Genomic DNA, 22,313 nt, shown 5'->3' on the forward strand with positions numbered 1-22,313 from the left:
CCTCCTAAGGGTTTGCGGAGCAAACCTTCTTCGTAAGCATTAGCTCGGGTTTGCGGAGCAAACCTTCTTCGTAAGCATTAGCTCGGGTTTGCGGAGCAAACCTTCTTCGTAAGCATTAGCTCGGGTTTGCGGAGCAAACCTTCTTCGCAATTACCAGCTCAATGTTTGTGAGCAACCCCAGATGCTTCCAGCACTTTCTGCCGCGGCTCCCTGCTGTTCAGCACGTAGTACACGACAAGTCCGATGAGCATCAAGCCGCTCATGCAGACGAAGCCCAGCCCTGGCGAATAGCGGTCGATCACGACGCCGAGCCCTGTGGCCGAGACGGTCTGCAGGAGCAATGATATGGCCATCCAGACCGAGGTCGAGCGCCCCATATAAGCTTTGGAGACCGACTCCATCAGCCTTGTTGTAATCAGAATGCGCAGCGACGAATTGGTCAGACCAATCAGCGCGCTGCCGACATACAGGATGAGGATCAGCGTGTTGAACGCAACAGCCGCCAGGGTCAATACCGAGATCAGGTAGAACAACACAATCGTTCCGTTCTGCGTGAGCTTCTTCGCCAAGGGGGCCGCAATAAATCCGGACAACAGCGCCCCGATGCCGTAGAACATATCCGACAATCCGAATACGACAGAATCTCCGTTCACAGCAGTGCTTACATACCCGGGGAGTACAACGTTGTACACCATCGTAGACACAAGGGGAATAATCGAAACGACACCCAGCAGGAAAATATAAGGGCGTTCCGCCAGGTAGCGGATTCCATTCTTGAACGTTTCGAAGAAAGGCTCGCCCTCATTGTCAACCGCAATCGGCGTATGGCGAATCCGGCTGAGGAAGAAGCTGCTTACGATAAAGGCAAGCGCGTTAAGCAAGAGAATCAGCTCGAAGCCGGTATATTTGAATAAAAGGCCCGCAAGCGCTCCCGCTACGAACATGCCTACCTGCAGGCTGATCTCAATCAAGGAATTTCCATGAATGAGATCCCTCTCCGGCAGAAGCTCCTGGACCAAGCTTCGCGAGGCCGACATATACACCGTCCAGCCCATGCCGTTAATAATAGCGAAGGCATACAGATACTCGATTCGGAATCCCGTCCATAGAAAAGCGCCCGCGATCAGAGCAAGCGCAATGGCCCGTATGCCATTGGCCCACAGAATGATTGTCTTTCGATTCCACTTATCAATCAGGGGGCCGGCAAAGGCGGAGATAAGAAACCCCGCAATAACATTCAATGACAGCATGAACCCGACGGCTGTCAGAGAACCTGTCTGATCCATCAAGTACCAATTCGCGCCAATGGTGCTCATCCCTACCCCGAACCCGGAAACGATATCCGCGACGAAATAATGGCGGAAGTTATACGGTTTTAGCACGCTGAAGATCATCCGCCGTACCTCCCCGTATCTCTTGAATTTGCTTCTGCAACGATTCGTAGCCAAAGCCCAAATAGGTCAGCACCTCGGTGTGCGTCCCTCCATAGATCGGCCAATGCTCGCCGCAATGATGCGAATAGATCTCATGCCTCGGCAATAATAGCGCCAGATAGGACGCTGTACTTCCGGTTGCGCGATGCTCCTCCACGACAAGGAACCGGTCCGACAAGGCGGTCAGCTGCCCGGTATAAGACTGCAGGCTTTGAATATCGATATAACAGAGATGGGCGTGAACAAGGGAGTCCTCCTCCTGTACGATCCGCTTGCACAGCTCGGTCGCTTGCTCGCCCACAGAGATGAGGCACAACGGCGCTCGGCCGCCGCCTGGCGCCCCGCCTTCCACAAGGATATCGCGGCAGCTCCCCTCCTCATCCCGGGGCAAGCTGTCGAACGCATCATTCCTGGACAGCCGGATGTAATAGGGTTCGTCCGAAGCCGCAGCCTCCTGTACCACTCTTCGTGTCTCCCATTCGCCATGGGGACAGGCGATGCGGATGTTCTGGAAGGACTGGATGACAGCTATATCCTCCAATGTATGATGTGTTGTGCCGAACCAGCCGCCGGACACGCCGCCGTAAGCCGCGACGACCTTCACATTTTTGCCCATGTATCCCATCGTCAGCTTGATGCTCTCGGCAGCTCGCAGGGCGGCAAAGGAAGCGAAGGTCGAGAAGAACGGAACATAGCCCGCTTCGGCAAGACCCGCTGCTATATCAATGCCTGCCAATTCCGCAATGCCGATATTAAAAAACCGCTGGGGGTGCTCCTGCCCGAAAGGATGGTTTTTGCCGCCCAGATCGGCTTCCATGCATATAATGTGCTCATTGCGGGACGCGAGCTTCGCAAGCTCATCCCTGTAAGCATCTCTCCCTGACTTCGTCATGATAGACTCACCTTCCATCTAAGGGCCAGCTTCTCCGGTATCTTCACATAATGCGCTTCCGGATTGCCCTCGATCGCGCTTACGCCCTTGCCTTTGACGGTATTCGCCAGAATGGCGACCGGCCCCCCAGGATCGGGCTCGATCGCGGCAAGGATATCCTCCATCGCATGACCGTCAATTTCTCTGACCACGAATCCGAAGGCTTCAAAACGCTGGCGCAGGTTGCGGATCGGGGATATGTCATGGACATAGCCGTCATTCTGTCCCCCGTTGCAATCGACGATATAGACAAAATTGTTGAGCATCCGGGCCTGGGCGATCTGGGCGGTCTCCCAGCACAGCCCTTCCTGCAGCTCTCCATCCCCGCCGATTACAATGCCTAATCCGTTCGAACCCTTCAGCTTCTGCGCCAGCGCCCACCCTGCCGCATAAGGAATGCCATGCCCGAGACTCCCCGTCGCGAAGGGAATGCCGGGCAGCTTATGGTTGGGATGTCCCGTGAACAGGGAGCCCTCCGCTCCATAGCTTTCTGCAGGATTATCGGGTATGATCCCGTATACATGCAGAGCCGCATATAATGCCGCTGCCGCATGCCCTTTGCTCAGTACGATGGCTGTATCGGGATCTTGATGATGCTTCGCATATGCGCCAATCAACAGATCAATGACCGAGAGGCTTCCGCCAATATGGCATCCGGTAGGTGTGGCCGCCATATCGATAATTAATTTTCGCGCTTCTCTTGCCTTTTCGACAAGCAAGGGAATGTGTATACCTTGGACAGCTACGGTCTGCTCCATCTACTCCTCCGTTCGCAGCCGGAACCATTCGTCCACGGCTTCCTTTAGAATGGCTCGCGACGACACAACCTCCCGATGATGGAGGTATTCTTCATTCGTATGATCCAGGCTGGAATCCCCGGGGCCATAGGCCACCATGGGGACGCTGCTCCATGCAGTCGCCAGCGTATTCATATCGCTCGTCCCGCGTTTCTTAATATAGCGGATCGCCTTCCCGTGCTTCGTGAAGCTGCGGACAAATGCTTTGACCAGGCTGTCCGAGCGCGGATTGGCGAATCCCGGTGTCTCGCGTACAACCTCAATTGTTACTCCCTCTCCGAATGCAAGGTCGAGCTTATCCCTGTAATGATTGCCAGCCTCCGGAGATATTCTGAAATTAAGCGTTCCTCTCACCGTCAGGTATCCCTTCTCATTGCGATGCCCAATATCGATGAGCGAGGACAACGATTGAGGATCAACATCCCGGACCCGCTGACGAATGTCTTCCACAATGCGGTACAGCTCGTCAATGACGCTTATGCTGTCCTTGGCTGCGGTATGCTCCTGTGCCCGATGAACCGTAATGTGCAGCTTGAACAATCCGTAGTAGCCAAGTGTCAAGCTTTCCTCGCCGCTGGGCTCGCCGATGATGACCGCATCCGCCTTGTAGTTGTCCCGGACGAAATACGCCCCCTTGGATGACGATATTTCTTCTTCGACAGCGCCGATAACGAGAAGAGAGCCATGCTCCGGCACATCAACCTCCTCCAGCATGTGAACGAAATTGATGAAGCATCCCTTCGCATCCACGACACCTCTGCCCGTGAGACCATCTGGATCGGTGCGGACAGGCCATACATGCGGCACTGTGTCAATATGGCCCAGCAGCAGCAGCGTATGGGGGCCGTTTCCCTTGCGGAATACGATGTTGCCGGCATCATCGACCTTCCCTGCAACTGACGGATATTTCACCGCATCCAATAAAAAATGCGCCAGCTCATGCTCATCCCCCGAGACAGAAGGAATTCGCGCCGCCTTATTCAGCAGCTCGAATGCCCCAAGCTCCCGCTCCGCATGCCAGAACCACGTCTTTCCTCCCTCCTCAAGCGTATGAGGCCCGGATATATTCACGTCGCAGACGCCTTGTTCAATCGCTAGCCGTGCGGCCCGCACCTTCTGCTTCATCCGTCCTTGAACGGAGCCAAGCTCATCACCTGTGTACACATCCCCTATCGTGGAATGCGGATCGCGAATATCGTGCAGCAGACCAGCCGTACCGGTAACGAAGCGCAAATGATGCGCCTCCAGCTCGACGGCCAAGTGCGCAGCCAGCACATCCGCATCAATGTTAATATACGACTCCAGCTCTGGATCCCAGATCGGGGGTGTCAGACATACGACATCGAAAGCGGCCAGCGCAGACTTCAGAAATTCGGCATGGCTGCCCGTAAAGCCGCCGAACAAGGAGTCCCGGACGATGACCGTCTTCCCGTCTCTGACTGCCTTGATCGGCTTCGCCTTCTGTCCCTTCACAAGTCCGTGATCCCCGCCGAGCTTGGCGTAGACGGATAGCCCGTAATCCTTCAAATGGCTGACGACTGGCGCCAGAATGTTCTCATGGTACGCTGCACGGATATAAGGAATCTCCTCGGGCGAGCAGTATCGCACCTCATCGCCTGACGGCAAAGTGAGAAAGGGCATCTCGCGCGCAATCGATTCATACTTCTGCCGGATCGCTTCCGCCCCGCCCGCTACGAGCAGCACGCTGCCCCCTCTTTTGACGATCGCACTTATTTCCGCGAAAATCCGGGGATGATTCACAATGGTGCTGCTGCCGAGCTTGATGACATATAGGCTTCTGCTGCTGCTCATCAAGGCCACGCTCCTTCACCTGCAAATTGCAGCCCCGCATCCTCGGGATAGCCGAAATAAAGGTTGGCAGCCTGAATCGCTTGGCCCGCAGCCCCTTTAATCAAATTATCGATTGTTGCAAGCGATACGCAATTCCGCCCTTCCACATAGGCGCCAATCTCGGCGTAGTTCGTTCCCACGACCGTTTTGATCATCGGCGAGCCATTCCCTGAGTTGAAATAGTGAAGAAAGGGCTTGGATGCATAGCTGCTGTAGAATGCTTTCTTCACATCTACCGCTGTCACATGCTCCTTCAGCAGCGAATAGGAAGTGGCCATAATCCCCCTTGGCAAATCCAGACTATAGACCGAGAATTGCAGGCTCACCGAACGGTCCAAATGAAGCGCCAGCGCATGCTCCACCTCCGGCTTGTGCCGATGTCCATGAACCTTGTAGGCTCGAAAGTTATGGGAGCGCTCCGCATGATGCTCGGTCGTCGATTTGCCGCCGCCGCTGGAGCCCGTCTTGGCGTCTGTCACTACACGGTCTTCAATTAAATCATGCGCGACGAGCGGATAGAGCGTATACAATGTCGCTACCGCCATGCATCCGGGCAGATTGACCACCTTCACCGAAGGATCGATTCTGCTGAATTCCGGCACATAGTAATGCCAGCCACCATCGAAGGCATTCAGCAATGTCTCTGGATAATGCTGCTTCAACAGCTCGGGATCGGATATGCGGTAATCCCCGCTAACATTGAAGATATAGTCGGCATGCTCCGACACCTGCCTGATAATCTTGGGCAGTGTGCCCGTGGGCAAGCATGAGAAGATGGCATCGTAATGCCCATCCAATTCGGCCGTTTTATTGAACTTCAGCGAACTGGGCTTCTTCTTGTGAACCGACCCGATATAGAACTTATCAACGGGAAAGCCCGCCTTCGATTCGGATGATACAAAATCGACCTCAAAATGGGGGTGTCTGCCCAACAATCGGTATAATTCTGCGCCAGTGAACCCGCTGCCGCCCAGAATGGCTACCCGTCTTCGTTGATCCGTTATGCTCATCCTAATCTGGCATCTCTTTCATAAGGAATTCTGGCGCTGCTGCCCTGCTCTGCCAGCTCACGAATAATATGCGGGTTCGCATCGATTTTCTTGAATGCCAGAGCATAGGCTTGAATCCGCTCATACTCAATCGGCGTTCTCAGCTCTCTGCAGATCGTCAGGCTGCCCCGCAGCATGTTCAGTGTCACAGGGAACTGATTGAGATCGTAACCAAAGTCTTTCCGGTCCGACAGCGTAAACGGATAGCCGTTCCCGAAGCCCCTGCGGTTCTTGAAGGGGAGATGGCCCGGAATCGGCACATTCTGCCACTCTCTGGCGTATACCCCTTCAAGATTGATCAGCTGCTGTACAGCATCCTTCACCCGGTAATCCTCCAGATCCTCAAGCCCAAGCCGCTCCGGCGACAGCTTGATACGGTACATATTGTAGCTGTGACGGTAGCCCTCGGGCACGAAAGGCCCGCTGAACAGCTTCGTCTCTGCCAGCGCGTTGGTCAAGTACTCGGCATTCCGCGCCCGAATCGCATCATAATACGGCAGACGGTCGAGCTGGCTGAGGCCGAAGGCGGCAGCAATCCATGACATGCGGTAATCAATTCCCGATGAATCAAGAAACCGAAGCGCACGCTCATAATCCTCCTTCTCCTTGAAAAAAGCGATGCCGCCTTCTCCGCCGACCATGAAATTTTTGTCTGCCATCAAGCTTTGGCCCGCGCTATCGCCGATCGAGCCTGCCAGCTGGCCGTGAATGGAAGCCGAATGCGCATGCGAGGCATCCTCCACGAGACGGAGCGAATGTTTGTCCGCAAGCTGTCTCAATGCAGGCAGATCAGCTGGCAGTCCATGCACATGGACAGGCATAATCGCCTTCGTCTTGCTCGTGATCGCACGTTCCGCCTGGACAGGATCCAGACAATACGTAACCGGGTCGATATCGACGAAGATCGGGATCGCTTTGGCAGCGACAACCGCCTGGGCGGTTGCAATGAACGTAAAAGCAGGCACAATAACCTCATCCCCCGGCTGTACGCCAGCGCCTGCTAGCGCGAGATGCAGGCTCGCGGTTCCGCTAGCCGTCGCAATCGCATAGTTGGCTCCTACATACTTGCGGTACGCTTCCGTGAACTCATCCACCACCGTATCGCCATCCTGCTGAATCGAGACGAGCATCTGAATGATGTCTTCTTTCGTAATGATCGGGAAATTAGTCTTCCTGACATCCTCGGCAATAACAGACGGTCCGCCATGAAAGGCTAACGGATCCCGTGTCCAGCTCTCTGAAGGCAGCGGGAGCGGCTTGCGGATAAAATCGGTCTTTATCATGACGGCTTCCTCCTCAGCAGCGATATTTTCACACATGCAGCCACAAGCGGGCTCAGCCTGTAGTTGAACTGAGCCGCAGGCTGCAGCTCCGGCTCGCTCTCTTCCTGGGTCCACATCGTCTGGAGGTCGAAGGCGCCGAAAATCTTCAGCCTCTCCGCCTTTTTCCATATCTTCTCGTCATTGGAGGCAATGGCGGCAACAGGCCCGAAGCCTAATCCCGTAAAGTCCAGAATGAGCACAGGAGCGCGGCCGCTGGCCCCGAGAACGAGTTGATTCAACCGTTCCAGGTTGTCAGCGTTCACCTCTATAGACGTATAGGCCTGTTTCAGATGCGAATCAGATGCGAGCGCAATGCCCAGCCAATGAAGAAACTTCCTCTCCTGATCACTGGGTTGATCCAGCCGTGTGGAGTCTCCATAGCGAATATCCTGTCCCCACAATGCGCCGTGAATCGCACCTGTGTAGCTATTGAATAAGGAAACGTATTTTGTTTTTGTAAGCTTGGCTATACTTTTCTCCAGTCCCTTTAATTCATGATCATTCTTCTCAATGCTCATAATGACCCCTGAATTCAGAACGCGGGACAATACGAACGATAAGGAGAAATAATGCTCCTTGCCAATAACGGCTTCCGGCTTCGTTAACGTTTCACTCATTCTTATATTGCACCTCCCTGTTTACTTGGAATTAACCGTCACGTTAACCCTGTTTTTTCGAACGAGCACCTCTTTCACATATTCCGCAATATGATAGGCGACATCGACGCCATGAACCTTCCACGATTTAGCAAATTCAGGGTTCTGATTCACCTCACACACGACATAACGCAGCTGCTTGTAATCAAAAAACAAGTCCGCTCCATAGATGCCTTCACCGAGCACATCTACCAGCCGCCCGCAAATGGATGCAATCTCTTCATTAATAGGCAGCGGCTCGATCTCTGCGCCCAAATGCGTATTCGTCTTCCAATTCTCTGCCGAAACCCGGCGAAAAGCGACAATCGGAGTGCGTCCGACAATGACGACGCGAATGTCATAATCCCCCTTCTCCACATATTCCTGCACCAGCACAGGAAACGACTGATGTCCCGGATCTACAGATTCCCGTGCTGCTATCCAGCCCTCCAGACATTCCTTTCCCGTAATTCTGGCAATTCCCCTTCCCCATGATGATGTTGCCGGCTTAATCACGCATAATTCCCCGAATTCCTCCATCGCCTGGAACAGCTTGCCGGGTGTGAAGGCTACTTTGAACCGGGGCTGGGGAACCCCGTGCTTTTCAAACACAATCGCTTGATGGATCTTATTCGTACAAATCGTAATGGCCTTCGCCGAATTCAACGTGTCCACGCCGGCCAGCTGGAGCAGTTGGGTTCGACTGAGCGCGTTTTTCTGAGAAAGGCAACGGATGAGGGCAACACCATAGGGCTGATCATCAGAGATCCCCAGAGGCAATTCCATGGAATCCAGATTCACTTGCACTTCGATCCCCAGATCGGCCAGATGGTCGACAATCCGCTGCTCTTCCTCCCGCAGCTTGGTCACACACAATAATATAGCGTTATTCTGATCCATAATCAGTCCCTACTCTCCCCAAGTTTCTTCTATTTCCGGAGCCAGAGCAATCGTGACAAGATGGGATTCAACTTGAACTTCGTGTTCTTGACCGCAAGAATCACATTCCACGATTTCACCTGTAGTTGCGCGCTCTTCCACTTCGATTTCCGACTTGCATACGAGACAATTTAACTCTGCCATTGTTCCTGCACCTCCTGATTAATTGGATGAAACGATATATTATAACGGAATAAATCCCTTATAACCTGCCCTTACTTTGCTGCCAAATCCCATTGATTCACATTGTTGAACGTTCCCAGATTCAGCGGCTTGCCTACGAGCACATTGTTCGCTACCACCTGCAGCCGTTTCTCTGAATAGACTGCCAGCGTCGGCACCTCATCATGCAGCACCTCCTGCAATTGGTTGTAGATCTCGTGGCGCTTGGCCTCATCGATTTCCTGCTCTCCTCTTTGGATCAGCTCATCGACCACTGGATTGTTGTATCGAATGACACTGTCCGGTTCATCGCTCTTGTAGGTAGTGAAATAGAGGCTGGGCTCGATGTAGTAATCCCTTGTAAAAATCGTAATGTCATGCTCGCCTTTCTCGACCTTATCTATTAATGTAGGGAAATCGAATTTCTGAACATGGATTTCAATCCCTACGGATTCCAGGTTTTGCACCAGAATATCGGCTGCCTGCTCACGCACCTTGTTCCCAACCGGGATCAGAAAAACAAGCTTGCGGCCCGGGTCCCAGCCAGCTTCTTGCAGAAGCTGCTTTGCTTTTTCGGGATCATAATCATACGGCTTGATGTCTTTATTAAAGTAAGGATGCGAGCTTGGAACGCCGCCGTCAATAATTTCGGCTTGCCCCTTCAGCAACTGTTCGACGATCAGCGGACGATTCAACGCGTGTGCGATCGCCTGGCGAACCCGCTTGTCGGGCAGCTTCTCAATATTGAAGAACAGCTCGGCAGGTTCAGATGCTGGCGCCGAAGTAACATTCACATTCGCAAAGCCCTTCACCTTATCGTAATCCGTAATCGGGACAAGACCGACCGGCAGAGAGTTCATCCCAATCTCACCCGTCTGCAGCTGTGCCACCAGATTCGCGGCAGGAAGCACCTTGATAAAGATATTGTCGATCTTGGGGACGTCGAGATAATAATTGTCGTTCTTCGCCACCTCTACATACTGGCCTTTCTCATAGCTTGCGAATTTGTATGGACCAATCGTCACCGTCGGTTTCTGAAAATATTCGTGGGTGGACAGCTGCTCCGGATTAACGTCCTTCAAAATATGCTCTGGCAGGAAATTGACCTTCACGCCGAACCGCTCATTGAACACTAACGGATCAATCGGCGTCTTGGTCTTAATCTCGAAGGTGGCCTGATCGATAATCTTGAGTCCCGAAATATCCGCAACCCCTTCGTCCAGCTTTCCGAAATCATTCAATCCCTCTATGAATTGGAGCTTGAAAGACGTATCCACCTTGGGGTGCAGGGCGAGCTTTAAAGTGAACGCCACATCTGCCGTTGTGAAGGGCGTTCCATCATTCCACTTGGCATTTGATTTGAGCTTGATGCGGTACGTCTGTTTGTCCGTCGTCTCGATGGATTCCGCCAGCTTAGGTACGAATTGCGCCGAATCCGTCACATCGAGCAGAGCATCATTGAGCAATTGAATGGGGGCCAGTGAAGCCGAATTATCCTGCGTATTGATCTGATTCAAAGTAACCGGGGCATTAACGATCCCGATCGTTAACGTTTTTTTCGCTTGGGCGACGTTGTCTGTTGGTTCATTCACAGCTATCGTTTCTTTTGCTTGCCCAGTATCCTTGCCCGTTGCATCCACAATCGGCTCATTCGATTCCGTGCAAGCGGACAAGAACAAAGTGAAAATCATTAACAGTACAAACGCATAAAATCGCAGGTATGGTTTCATTGCTCTTCTCTCCCTTTTTTCTATTTAAATAAGTTTAGTGAACGAACAGTGGAGCGAAGCGGGGGAATGATTCTGGAGAAGCGTAGCGTTCGCCTTTGTTCCTGGAATTTCACCATTAAGCATAAATTCAACAATTCCGGGAACAACAGCGATCGTAAGAACATTCCCATGCGCAGCGGCGGCTTGTTCTCTTCAGCCATCCCTGCGCAGCAGCCAGCTTGTTCATTTCAGCTAGCTCCGCGCATCCAGCGCATCCCTAAGCCCATCGCCGACAAAATTAAATGCCAGAACCGTAAGAAGAATGATAAATCCGGCTGGCAGCCACAACCATTGCTGTTCCGTCAAGACGGTTAATGACTGCGCGTCATGCAGCATATTGCCAAGGCTTGCTTGCGGTGAGGTGACCCCCATGCCCAGAAAGCTGAGGCCCGCTTCGCTAAGAATCGTGCTGGCAACACCAAACGTAGCGTTCACAATGATGGGGCTCAAGGCATTGGGCAGAATATGCCGGAACATAACTCGCGGGGTGCTGTACCCCAGTGCCACACCTGCCCGGACATAATCCATCTCCTTGATCGACAGCACACTTCCCCGGACAAGCATCGCAATGGCGGGCCATTTGAACAGGGCAAGGACGATTATGATGGTCGAGATGTTAGCACCCAGTATGCTGACCATGACCAGGACGATAATCATATACGGAAAGCTCAAGAAGATATCGGTGATGCGCATCAGCACCATATCGAACCATCTGCCATAGTATCCGGCCAGCAGGCCGATGATCGTGCCGAATGCAACATACAGCGCCACCGTAGCAAATCCGATGATCAGCGATACTCTTGTTCCATAGATCAAGCGGCTTAATACGTCCCGCCCGACCCCATCAGTACCCAGCCAATGCGCCAGCGACGGAGAAGCTGCGAACACATCCGTGATCTCATTGGGCGAATTCGGTGCCAGCCATGGTGCCAGCAGGCCGATACCGATCAGCAGCAAGGTCGTAATGAGTCCCCATGCCGCGAGCTTGTGCTTGAAGAACTTGCGCCTTACTTGCCTCGCATAATGCTCGATTCCAGGGAGCGGCTGCTCATGCTCTTGTCCCGTCTCTGAGGCGGCGGCATCACCCCTCCATGGCATTCCTGTAGCAGACATCCTTCCGTCCTCCTGTCAGCGGTATGAAATACGCGGATCAACCGCCGCATACATAATGTCCGTTATTAAATTTGTCGTAAGCACGATGCAGGCGGCTGCGATATTTAACCCCATTAACGTTGGATAGTCCCTGGACAGAATCGCCTCCATCGTTAATTGACCGATGCCCGGCCACTGGAAGACTTGCTCGATAATGATGCTGCCGCCGAGCAGCAGCGGGATTTCCGCACCTATAACGGCAATGATCGGAATGAGCGCATTGCGCAGCGCATGCTTGGCCGTCACCCTGAATTCACTCAGCCCCTTCGCCCGGGCCGTGCGCAAATAATCCTGATGAAGCACATCCACCATGCTGGCCCGAATATATCGCACCTTTTTCCCCGCAATCGTCACGCCCATAACGGCAACTGGAAGAATCATATGGCTGATGATGTCGCCTATACCTCCCGTTCCCCCAAGCGTTGTTATCCCCCCTGTAGGCAGCCATTTCAGTTCAATCCCCATCAAGTAGATCAGTCCAAGCCCCAAAAAGAACGGCGGCACCGACGTACCGAGAAATGAAAGCCCCGTCATCACATAATCCAATCTGGAATTCTGATAGACCGCGCTAATGACTCCAATAGGAATGGCGATTAATATCCCTATAAGCAGGGACGAGACTGCCAGCAGCAGCGTGGGTCCGATCCGCTCGCCGATCAGCTGTGAGACAGGGGCGAAGCTGCTGAAGGAATAACCAAGCTCGCCTCTGAGCAATCCCCCGAGCCATCTCACATACTGCATATAGAGCGGATCATTCAGACCTAGCTGCTCCCGCTTCAGCTCCAGCATTTCTTGGGGAATATTCGGGTTGATCAGCATGTCTACGGGATTGCCCGGAGCCATGTTCATGAGCAGGAAGCTCAGCAGCGTAATTCCGAAAAATACAGGAACAGCAATCAGCAGCCTGCGAGCAATGTAGTTGCCCATTATGTGCGCTCCCTCCTTATTCCGTCCCCGCGTTACGCTAGTGGATAGTGGCATGCCGCAGCATGCTCGCCTTCTGTCAGCAGAGGCTCCTCCTGACGGCATCGCTCCTGCACATAGGGACAACGGGGGTGAAACCGGCAGCCCCTCGGCGGATCCGCAGAGCTCGGCACATCGCCGTGCAGCATCATTTTTTTGCGTGATCGAAGTGTCGGATCAGGCGGCGGATAGGCGTTCAACAGGAGCTCCGTATACGGATGCTTAGGCTGGCGGAACAGCTGCTCGGTCCGGGCCAGCTCCACAATTCGCCCCAAGTACATGACAGCGATTCTTGTACTGATCTGTTTCACTGCGCCAATGCCGTGAGAGATAAATAGATACGTGAGCTTCAGCTCAGCCTGCAGATCCTGCAGCAGATTGAGAATTTGCGCTTGAATTGAAACGTCGAGCGCAGATACGGGCTCATCGCAGACGATCAGCTTCGGCCGGAACAGGATGGCTCTGGCGATGCCGATGCGCTGACGCTGCCCGCCCGAGAATTCATGCGGATATCTCGCTCCCGCCGAGTGCGGCAATCCGACCAGATGAAGCAAAGCATTAACTTCCCGCTGTACTTCACTGCGCTCTGCGAGCTTGTGAACGATTAACGGCTCCGCCAGCGCATCGAAAATCCGGATTCTCGGATTCAACGAAGCATAAGGATCCTGGAAAATCATTTGCATTCGGGTTCGCAGCGGCTTTAACTGACGCTGCGAGTATTGCGTAATATCTTCATTCTCAAATAGGATGCGCCCCGCGCTTGGATGTTCAAGCCGCATAATGGTGCGGCCCATCGTCGATTTGCCGCAGCCCGATTCGCCAACCAGACCTAGAGTTTCCCCTTCATGCAGCGTCAGAGTGACATCATCCACAGCTCTAATGTGCTTTCTCGCATTCCCGAATACGCCGCTGCGGACAGGGTAATATGTCTTCAATCGTTCAACTTGCAGAAGCTGCTGCCGACTGTGCCCTTGATCTTCAGCTGCCTGCGGTGTCATATCGAAACCCCGGATGCAGCTTCCACGAGCGTTCGTTCAACGCTGCCCGTCCTGCCGATGCTGCTCCCATTGCCGGGCACTGCCGTCAACCAGCAGCGCACGGAATGTCCCTCCCCGGCAGAGATAAGCTCCGGCTGCTCCTGAATACAGCGCTCTACAGCATGCAGACAGCGGGGATGAAACCGGCAGCCTGAAGGCATCTCCTGCAGCGCAGGAACCGCTCCCGGGATAGCGCGCAGCCGCTCCCTGCTGTCTTGATCGAGACGCGGAACCGACTTCATCAGTCCTTGCGTGTAGGGATGCTGCGGAGCACGGAATAGTGTGAATACATCCGCCGCTTCAACCACTTGCCCCGCATACATGACGATGACTTGATCCGCCATATCAGCGACCACGCCCAAGTCATGTGTGACAAATAGAATCGCAGTACCGTTCTCCAGCTGCAATTGCTTCATTAGCTCAAGGATCTGCGCTTGGATGGTGACGTCGAGTGCTGTTGTCGGCTCATCCGCGATGAGCAGCTTCGGATTGCATGCCAGCGCCATCGCAATCATCACCCGTTGACGCATGCCGCCCGACAGCTCATGCGGATATTCCTTCATAATGGCTTCTGCCCTTGGAATGCCAACCTTCCTTAACATCGCAACCGCCATAGCCTTCGCTTCCTTGCGGGATCGTTTCAAGTGAAGTCGAATGCTCTCTTCAATCTGCTCACCGATCGGGATAACCGGATTCAGAGACGTCATCGGTTCCTGGAATATCATCGCGATCTCACTGCCGCGCAGCCTGCGAAGCAGATTGCCGGAGCCGCCTGTTAATGTGGAGCCGTTGAACCGGATCTCGCCTTGCGTAACAGAACCATTCTTTCCGAGCAGCCCCATAATGGATAGAGAGGTCACACTCTTGCCGCAGCCCGATTCGCCGACAATGGCGATTGTCTCACCCGACCCGAGAGTGAAGCTGACTTCATCAACAGAAATGAGTGCTCCCTGATCCGTTCGGAAGGCAACCTGTAAACGATCCACCTCCAATAGCTGTGCCATTCTCGCTCACCTGCTTTCACAAGGAATGTCCAACCTCGACTTTCGAACCTATATCATATAATTCCTATGTGTTTAATAAACTTTAACTCTACATTCAGCATACCTGAACCTGTACCGTTTGAATAATAGAATAAATCTATTATCAAATAGAATATTTCTCCGCTAGTGAACAATGGGTCCGCTGCGCAGGGGAATGTTCTTACGATCGCTGTTATTCCCGGAATTCTTGAATTGAGGATGGTTATGGTGGAATTCCGGGAACAAAGGCGAACGCTGACGCTTCTCCAGAATCATTCCCCCTGCTTCGCTCTATTGTTCCTTCTCTATAGAAAAAGCCGCTGAGCATATATCGTCCGATTCGTCAGATATATGCTCAGCGGCCATAAGAGCTGATCAACTATTCAGTTTAACCGCTGCATGGCGGTTTGCCGGAATCGGCAGCCCCAAATTGCCGCGAAGCGTGTCCGCTTCGTACTCTCTCCGGTATATGCCGCGCTCCTGCAGAATCGGCACGACCAGCTCGACAAAATCCTTCAGCGCGCTCGGGATCGGCGCATGAATAATGAAACCGTCAGCTGCGCCCTCCTCATGCCACCGCTGGATAAGGTCGGCGATTCTCTCCGGACTGCCGACGAACTGGCTGCGCGGCGCGGCGGATTGCAGTGCAACCTGGCGCAGCGTAAGGTTATGCTCCTTCGCTTTTCTCTTGATTTTATCGGTGTTGCCGCGGAAGCTGTTGCTTCCGATCTCGCCCAGGTCGGGAAACGGCTCATCAAGGGGATATTGGGAGAAGTCGTGGTGGTCGAAGAAGCGGCCGAGATATTGCAGCGCTATGTCAATGCTGATCAGGCTCGCGAGCTCCTCATATTTCGAGTCGGCTTCTTCCTGAGTGCGGCCGATTATCGGGCTGATGCCCGGAAGGATGACGATATCATCGCGGGAGCGGCCAGCGGCTGCGGCGCGGTCTTTGACATCCTTATAGAATAGCTTGGCCTCTTCAATATTATCGTCTCCCGAGAAGACCGCATCCGCGCTTTTGGCTGCGAGAGTCCGCCCGCTCTCGGATGATCCGGCCTGAAAGATGACCGGATGTCCCTGCTTGGAACGCGCAATATTGAGCGGGCCTTCCACCGAGAAGTATTGGCCCTTGTGGTTCAAGCGGTGAAGCTTCTCCCGGTCGAAGAAGACACCCGTTTCTTTATCGCGGATGAAGGCATCGTCCTCCCAGGAGTCCCACAGACCGCGAACAACCTCCAAATGCTCTTCCGCGATCTTATAGCGCTCGTCGTGAGACGGGTGCCCGCTTTTGCTGTAATTTTTGGCTGAGCCTTCGAGGGGCGAGGTTACAACGTTCCAGCCTGCTCGCCCACCGCTGATCTGATCTATGGAGCCGAATTGTCTGGCTACGGTGAACGGCTCGCTATAAGAGCTGGACAATGTGCCGACAAGACCGATTCTTGAGGTTGCAGCGGCAAGCGCGGACAGAATTGTAATCGGCTCGAACCGGTTCAGAAAATGCGGAATCGACTTCTCGTTAATGTACAACCCATCAGCGATAAAGACGAGATCGAATTTCCCCGCTTCCGCCGTCAAAGCCTGCTCTCTATAGAAGGAAAAGTTAACGCTCGCATCAACAGGAACCTCCGGATGCCGCCATGCCGTTGCTGTTCCGCCTACTCCGTGAATCAAAGCGCCGAACTTCACCTGTTTCCGATTGCCCATCTGTATTCCTCCTCCTTCAAATGAAGCCGATAGCTCTTTACCACCGAATCGCCCTTGATCAAATCCTTGTCGGTCGCCCGTTCGAAGCCAAGGCGCTCATATAGCCTTATTGCGGACTCCATCAGGTCGGTTGTATGGAGATGCAGCGTATCCGCTCCCCAATGCCGCGACCTGCTGACGCTTGCACGGATAAGCTCCGTTGCAACCCCGCGGCCTCTGGCTCCCTTGGCTACGGCAAGCAGGCGCATAATGGGGGTGTTGATGCTCAACTCCGGCAGCCCGTAAGCCGCCTCGGATGAAGCATACAGAAATACGCTGCCGACAATTGCCCCGTCCAGCTCGGCAACGAGCCGTGCTTTCACAGCGGCACTGGTTGTGGCTTTGACAATATCGATCTTGTACTGCTCCCATCGTTCTGCAGGCAGCAGCAGCTCATATTGGCTGTACGCCTCAAGAAGTACGGCTTCAATCGCTTCACGATCATGATCGGCCGCATCGCGGACGACGATTGCTTTACCCGGCATAATGGGCACCTGCTTCCCGTGAAAGGTTCTTTCAAAGTGTGCAGCTCGAATGATGCAGTCCGCTTTCTCCCTGCTTGATTCTTGCGATTTGCGCCAGATGGACTTGGACATGAGCGATAAAAGCATGAATAATAGCAGCAAGTGAGACCGTATCACCCTTCCAGTTGACACCGGTCTTCTCCCAATCCTCCGGCGTCAAGCGCTGGAAGAGCAGGCTGTTGTAGTGCAGCAGTGCTCCAAACGCATTCAGAATATCGGCAGCATTCCCTTCATTCGCCCTCTGGCCATCCACCCAAGGGTCTTGGCTGAAGGCGGGAAGACGTGCCTCGGAGCGGGATAAAATCTCTCGAATACGGAATGAAACGACTATGTTATGATCGGCCAGATGGGCTAGCACTTCCGTCACACTCCATTGATTCGGCGCAGCCTTCCATTTCAGTGTCTCCTCCGGCAGTCCTTCGACTGCTTGAGACAGCTGTCCATGCGTTTGCAGATATAACGCAATATCGACAGGCGATTGACTCATCTCTTAACCTCCACCTTTATTTTCGGTTGGACTCCTCTGTCAAGCGTTCCAAAGCATCCTGGGCAAGTGCGGCGAAGAACGAAGCGCCAAGGGGCAATGCCCGCTCATCCACATCAAAAGCAGGATGATGCCACTCTTTTGGCCCTCCAGTGCCAAGGAAAACGAACAATCCGGGCGCTTCCTTGAGATAAAAGGCAAAATCCTCGCCAGCAGGTGAAGGGACCGGCTCTACGACGGTGAGCCCGATCGATTCCGCTGTATGACGGGCTTGCTGCGCCCATGCTGCATCATTAATAACTGCATGCGGTCCTGCAATCCACCTTACCGCTGCCCTGGATTCAAAGGCTTCCGCCACTCCGGCGATGATTCTATCGAATCTGTCCCTTACCTTGACCCGGACGCCTTCGTCGAACGTGCGCAACGTGCCGTCAAACACAGCTTTATCGGGAATGACATTCCAGGCCGTTCCGCTATTTAATCGGGTTACGCTGACGACGGCGCTTTCGAGTGCGCCTACATTGCGGCTTACGATGGACTGCAAAGCCGTAACCATGTGGGCAGCAATAACGATGGGATCAAGCCCGGCCTCCGGAACGGCGGCATGGCTGCCGCGTCCTTCTACCTCGACGGCGAATCCATCTGCCGCCGCCATAATTGGCCCTGCTTTAATGCCGATTGTCCCAACCGGCAGATCCGGTTTATTGTGCATGCCGAATACAGCCCGCACACCCTCCAGCGCCCCGCTGGCAATGACCTGCACAGCGCCCTGCGCCTTTTCCTCAGCAGGCTGGAACAGAAATCTGACCGTTCCCGGCAGCTCCTGCTCCCTTTCCTTCAACAGCAAAGCTGCGCCGAGAATAGCTGCCGTATGGAAATCGTGGCCGCAGGCATGCATCCTGCCCGGAACGCGGGAGGCGTATGGCAAGCCTGTTTCCTCCTGGATCGGCAGGGCGTCGATATCCGCGCGAATGGCAATAATCGGCCCGCCATGGGCTCCGCCTACCTCTGCGATCACACCAGTGCGAAGATTATAATCCACGATCCGAATGCCAGCATCCGCAAGCCAGCCCCGAATCGAAGCCGATGTTTCATATTCCTCATGGGACAGCTCGGGATTCTCGTGCAGCTGCCGCCGGATGGCGACCAACTGCCGCTCGAATGCTTCTGCCTGCAAGGAAGCCATCGCATCATTCCTCCTTTCCTTCTTATACGGCAAGCTCCGCGAATGCTTCCTTAATCAGAGTAAAGGAATGCACCCTCTTGTCGAAATCGCTAATAACCGTCGTGAAGATAAACTCGTCTACTCCGTAACGCTCCTTATATTCCAGTATCCGCTCACGGGCGGTTTCCTTCGTACCCTTCGTAATGTCGGCGCTGCGCACCTCAGAGGTATAGGACTCCCCAGCCTGTCTGGCGAATTCCTCCGCCTGCTCCACCGATCCGACATTCACGGTTTTGCCGCTGGCCAGTGTAACTCTGACGCTCTTGAGATCGCCAGCCAGCTCCACCGCCTCCTCCTCCGTATCCGCAGCGATGACGGATAGAGCAAGAATGGACTTAGGCTCCGTCCCCCGATCCCCGTTGAACTTTCTTCGATACGTCTCGAAAGCTTGAAGTGCCGCTGCCGGATCATTATTAATGAATAAGGCAAACACATACGGAAGACCTCTCTCAGCAGCCAGCTCCGCACTGGATACACTTGTGCCAAGCAAATAAATGTCTGCCGGCTGCCGGGGCAGCGGGCTCGCCTTCAACCCGGCTAGTCGATGCGCATCATCCGCGGGTCCGAGCAGAAGCGCCTCCACCTCAGCGAGCTTCTCCTCAAGCTTCCCGGTATCCGCCGACGGCTGCAGCGCTCTGGTGGAACGCGGCAATCCGCCAGGCGCACGGCCGATGCCCAGATCGACCCGTCCGGGAGCCAAGGAAGCCAGCACATTGAAGTTCTCCGCTACTTTATAAGGACTGTAATGCTGCAGCATGACGCCGCCTGAGCCGATGCGGATCCGCTCGGTTTGCGCGAGCAAATACGCAATCAGAACCTCCGGCGATGAGCCTGCATATTGAAGGGAATCGTGATGCTCCGACACCCAGAATCGCTCATAGCCGAGCGATTCCGCGAGCTGGGCAAGCTTGACCGTATTGTGCAGCGCTTCTGCGGCAGTCTGTCCGGGGAATACGATGCTTTGATCCAATATTCCGAATTTCAATGCCATGACTATACGCTCCTAACGATTAGATGGAATAAACGCCGTCGGGGGTGTACCGCTTCAGAAATTGCTTCGTCCGCTCCTCCTTGGGAGAATTAAAGAGCTCATTCGGCGTCCCCCTCTCCACAATCATGCCATCGTCAATGAAGATCACATGGCCCGCCACTTCCTGGGCAAAACTCATCTCATGCGTAACGATGATCATGGTGATGCCTTCCCTGGCGATCTTGCGGATGACGGACAGCACCTCCCCGACAAGCTCCGGATCAAGCGAGGAGGTCGGCTCGTCGAACAAAATAACTTTCGGATTGAGCGCAAGCGCCCGCGCGATGCCGACCCGCTGCTGCTGACCGCCGGACAGCTGGCTCGGGTAAGCGTCGAGCTTGCTGCCAAGGCCCACCTTCTCCAGCAGCTCGATGCTTCGTTTGCGCGCCTGCTCCTTCGGAACCTTTTGAACGACGACAAGGCCTTCCATGACATTTTCCAATGCGGTTTTGTGGCGGAAGAGGTTGTACTGCTGGAACACCATTGCGGACTGCTTGCGCAGAGAATGAATATCCGACTTGCTTGGGCGCTTGCAGTTGACGGTGAACCCATCAATTGTAATCTCGCCTTCACTCGGCCGCTCCAGATAGTTCATGCAGCGAAGCAGAGTCGTTTTGCCCGAGCCGCTGGGGCCAAGTATCGCCACGACCTCCCCCTTCTCGACGGTCAGATCAATGCCTTTCAGCACTTGATGGCGTCCATAGGATTTCTTGATTTGCGTCAGCTTGATCATGTCACGCCACCCCGGTTATAAATATTGATGCGTTTCTCCACTATGGCGGTCAACCGTTCGATGAGGATTGTTAACCCCCAGTAGATGGCCGCAGCAGCGATATAGGCTTCGAAAAACTTCCAATTCGATGACGCGATAATTTGCGATTTGGCATTGATATCGACGACAGAAACGGTGAACACCAGCGTAGAACCGTGCAGCATGCTGATCGTGCTGTTCGACAAGCTGGGCAATAGAATTGCGAAGGCCTGGGGAAATACGATGCGGCTTATCGCTTGCCGCGTCGTCATCCCAATGGAATAAGCGGCCTCAATCTGCCCCTTATCAACCGCCTGCAAGCCGGATCGGACGACTTCCGACAAGTATGCTCCAGCTGTAATGGAGAACGAAATATAAGCGAAGGTGATCATCGGAATGTTGACCGAACGAAACGGCCACCCGAACTGGGCAGACAACGCGTCAACGATTAAGGGGAGGCCGAAGTAAATGAGCAGCAAATGAGTCAGCATCGGCGTTCCGCGAATAAAGGTGACATAGGAAGCGGCGACAGAATGAAGGACGGGCACTTTATACATTCTGATCAGCGCGACCACGGTTCCAATCGCCAAGCCGCACAGCATGGATACAGCTGTAATCGCCAGCGTTGTCGGAATCGCAGTCAACAGCTCAACCAGCGATTCCCAGATAAACGGCAGATCGATATTCATAATCTGGCCTCCTTGCCCGGTATGTCAGTTACCGATCCGAATTTGCGGAAGAAGGTTCTTTTGCCCCGCGGCTCCCTCTTCGCTGCGGCCGCAGCTGGTTCATGACGGAACAGATGCCTTTCGAGGCGGACAAACAGCTTCTGAAGCGCCAAGCTGATCAATAGATAGAGAATGGCAAGCGCGATATAAATTTCTACAAACCGCTGCGACAATGCGCTTATCGTCCTTGCTGTTCCCGACATCTCCATAATGCCGAGCGAAAAGGCAAGCGACGTATCCTTCAAATTGCCAATGACGAGATTAGCGAATACGGGAATCGAAATAGCCAGCGCCTGCGGCAGCACGATGCGGCTGAATGCCTGGTAACCGCTCATCCCCATCGCATAGGCAGCTTCGACTTGCCCCCGGTCCACCGCCGCTACTGCTCCGCGAATCAGTTCGGAAATATAAGCCCCGCTGTGCAGGGAATACGTCAGGATGACGAAATATAAGGCTGATGTTCTGGAAACATCAATCCCGATGAGCTTCAGCATTTCCGGCATGCCATAATAGAATAGAAATAGCTGGATGAGGATCGGAGTTCCTCTGAAGAAGGAAACATAGATCCCCGAAAGCCGCTGCAGAACTGGAATGCGGTAGAGCCGGGGCAGCGCCACAAGAAGCCCGACAGCAGCCCCGATCAGAATCGAGCTGAATACAATAAGAAGCGTAATCTTCAAGGATGGCAGCAGCTTCACTAAGTATTCAAATACATAGGAGATTTCAAATTGATGTTGACCCATCTTCCGGTCTCACCTCTCTGGCA

At 53.8% G+C, this 22,313-nt stretch carries 22 protein-coding genes; all 22 read right to left on the reverse strand.

The window, feature by feature from the left end:
- Window positions 1-158 precede the first annotated feature (158 nt).
- The 22 genes from K0T92_RS11305 to K0T92_RS11410 all read right to left on the reverse strand — a co-directional run bounded on the left by K0T92_RS11305 (window position 159) and on the right by K0T92_RS11410 (window position 22,290).
- Window positions 159-1,394 carry an MFS transporter gene (locus tag K0T92_RS11305; RefSeq protein WP_219872575.1) on the reverse strand — a complete coding sequence of 412 codons (1,236 nt, stop codon included), beginning with the start codon at window positions 1,392-1,394 and terminating at the stop codon, window positions 159-161.
- Window positions 1,366-2,325, reverse strand: a complete 960-nt coding sequence (locus K0T92_RS11310; RefSeq protein ID WP_219872576.1) for a transketolase family protein — start codon at window positions 2,323-2,325, stop codon at window positions 1,366-1,368. Before K0T92_RS11310 ends, K0T92_RS11305 begins: the two co-directional genes overlap by 29 nt.
- Window positions 2,322-3,122, reverse strand: coding sequence for a thiamine pyrophosphate-dependent enzyme (locus tag K0T92_RS11315; RefSeq protein ID WP_219872577.1), 801 nt, complete (start codon window positions 3,120-3,122; stop codon window positions 2,322-2,324). The genes K0T92_RS11310 and K0T92_RS11315 overlap by 4 nt, the downstream gene beginning before the upstream one ends.
- Complete coding sequence (locus K0T92_RS11320; protein WP_219872578.1) at window positions 3,123-4,973, reverse strand: M20/M25/M40 family metallo-hydrolase; 1,851 nt, start codon at window positions 4,971-4,973, stop codon at window positions 3,123-3,125.
- Entirely contained in the window at window positions 4,973-6,022 is a 1,050-nt protein-coding gene (gene argC / locus K0T92_RS11325; protein WP_219872579.1) for an N-acetyl-gamma-glutamyl-phosphate reductase, read from the reverse strand. Before argC ends, K0T92_RS11320 begins: the two co-directional genes overlap by 1 nt.
- On the reverse strand, window positions 6,019-7,344 hold the full coding sequence (locus tag K0T92_RS11330; protein ID WP_246628082.1) for a DegT/DnrJ/EryC1/StrS aminotransferase family protein: 1,326 nt from the start codon (window positions 7,342-7,344) through the stop codon (window positions 6,019-6,021). Before K0T92_RS11330 ends, argC begins: the two co-directional genes overlap by 4 nt.
- On the reverse strand, window positions 7,341-8,000 hold the full coding sequence (locus tag K0T92_RS11335) for a degT/DnrJ/EryC1/StrS aminotransferase (RefSeq protein ID WP_219872580.1): 660 nt from the start codon (window positions 7,998-8,000) through the stop codon (window positions 7,341-7,343). Before K0T92_RS11335 ends, K0T92_RS11330 begins: the two co-directional genes overlap by 4 nt.
- A gap of 21 nt (window positions 8,001-8,021) precedes the next feature.
- Window positions 8,022-8,918, reverse strand: a complete 897-nt coding sequence (locus tag K0T92_RS11340) for a RimK family alpha-L-glutamate ligase (RefSeq protein WP_219872581.1) — start codon at window positions 8,916-8,918, stop codon at window positions 8,022-8,024.
- Between the two features lie 9 nt (window positions 8,919-8,927).
- Window positions 8,928-9,101, reverse strand: coding sequence for a lysine biosynthesis protein LysW (locus tag K0T92_RS11345; RefSeq protein ID WP_219872582.1), 174 nt, complete (start codon window positions 9,099-9,101; stop codon window positions 8,928-8,930).
- A 71-nt stretch (window positions 9,102-9,172) separates the two neighbouring features.
- Complete coding sequence (locus K0T92_RS11350) at window positions 9,173-10,849, reverse strand: ABC transporter substrate-binding protein (RefSeq protein ID WP_246628083.1); 1,677 nt, start codon at window positions 10,847-10,849, stop codon at window positions 9,173-9,175.
- A gap of 231 nt (window positions 10,850-11,080) precedes the next feature.
- Window positions 11,081-12,001, reverse strand: coding sequence for an oligopeptide ABC transporter permease (gene opp4C, locus K0T92_RS11355; RefSeq protein ID WP_219872583.1), 921 nt, complete (start codon window positions 11,999-12,001; stop codon window positions 11,081-11,083).
- 15 nt (window positions 12,002-12,016) lie between these two features.
- Complete coding sequence (locus tag K0T92_RS11360; RefSeq protein WP_219872584.1) at window positions 12,017-12,967, reverse strand: ABC transporter permease; 951 nt, start codon at window positions 12,965-12,967, stop codon at window positions 12,017-12,019.
- Window positions 12,968-12,999: 32 nt separating this feature from the next.
- Window positions 13,000-14,001, reverse strand: a complete 1,002-nt coding sequence (locus K0T92_RS11365; protein ID WP_219872585.1) for an ABC transporter ATP-binding protein — start codon at window positions 13,999-14,001, stop codon at window positions 13,000-13,002.
- The gene (locus tag K0T92_RS11370) at window positions 13,998-15,044 is read right to left on the reverse strand and encodes an ABC transporter ATP-binding protein (protein ID WP_219872586.1); all 1,047 of its coding nucleotides are present in this window, start codon (window positions 15,042-15,044) and stop codon (window positions 13,998-14,000) included. The genes K0T92_RS11365 and K0T92_RS11370 overlap by 4 nt, the downstream gene beginning before the upstream one ends.
- A gap of 393 nt (window positions 15,045-15,437) precedes the next feature.
- Window positions 15,438-16,766: an LLM class flavin-dependent oxidoreductase gene (locus K0T92_RS11375; protein ID WP_219872587.1), complete on the reverse strand. Its 1,329-nt coding sequence runs from the start codon at window positions 16,764-16,766 to the stop codon at window positions 15,438-15,440.
- On the reverse strand, window positions 16,745-17,290 hold the full coding sequence (locus tag K0T92_RS11380; protein ID WP_219872588.1) for a GNAT family N-acetyltransferase: 546 nt from the start codon (window positions 17,288-17,290) through the stop codon (window positions 16,745-16,747). Before K0T92_RS11380 ends, K0T92_RS11375 begins: the two co-directional genes overlap by 22 nt.
- A 31-nt stretch (window positions 17,291-17,321) precedes the next feature.
- Complete coding sequence (locus K0T92_RS11385; RefSeq protein WP_219872589.1) at window positions 17,322-17,816, reverse strand: DinB family protein; 495 nt, start codon at window positions 17,814-17,816, stop codon at window positions 17,322-17,324.
- A gap of 16 nt (window positions 17,817-17,832) precedes the next feature.
- Window positions 17,833-18,999: an amidohydrolase gene (locus tag K0T92_RS11390; protein ID WP_281423140.1), complete on the reverse strand. Its 1,167-nt coding sequence runs from the start codon at window positions 18,997-18,999 to the stop codon at window positions 17,833-17,835.
- Between the two features lie 22 nt (window positions 19,000-19,021).
- A complete protein-coding gene (locus K0T92_RS11395; protein ID WP_219872590.1) occupies window positions 19,022-20,029 on the reverse strand; it encodes an LLM class flavin-dependent oxidoreductase in 1,008 nt (335 codons plus the stop codon).
- A gap of 19 nt (window positions 20,030-20,048) precedes the next feature.
- Window positions 20,049-20,801 (reverse strand): amino acid ABC transporter ATP-binding protein, encoded by a 753-nt coding sequence (locus K0T92_RS11400; protein ID WP_219872591.1) that lies wholly within the window; start codon window positions 20,799-20,801, stop codon window positions 20,049-20,051.
- Window positions 20,798-21,508 (reverse strand): amino acid ABC transporter permease, encoded by a 711-nt coding sequence (locus tag K0T92_RS11405; RefSeq protein WP_219872592.1) that lies wholly within the window; start codon window positions 21,506-21,508, stop codon window positions 20,798-20,800. Before K0T92_RS11405 ends, K0T92_RS11400 begins: the two co-directional genes overlap by 4 nt.
- A complete protein-coding gene (locus K0T92_RS11410; protein WP_219872593.1) occupies window positions 21,505-22,290 on the reverse strand; it encodes an amino acid ABC transporter permease in 786 nt (261 codons plus the stop codon). The genes K0T92_RS11405 and K0T92_RS11410 overlap by 4 nt, the downstream gene beginning before the upstream one ends.
- Between the last annotated feature and the right edge of the window lie 23 nt (window positions 22,291-22,313).

The sequence above is a fragment of the Paenibacillus oenotherae genome (genome assembly GCF_019443105.1).
Lineage (GTDB): Bacteria > Bacillota > Bacilli > Paenibacillales > Paenibacillaceae > Paenibacillus_Z > Paenibacillus_Z oenotherae.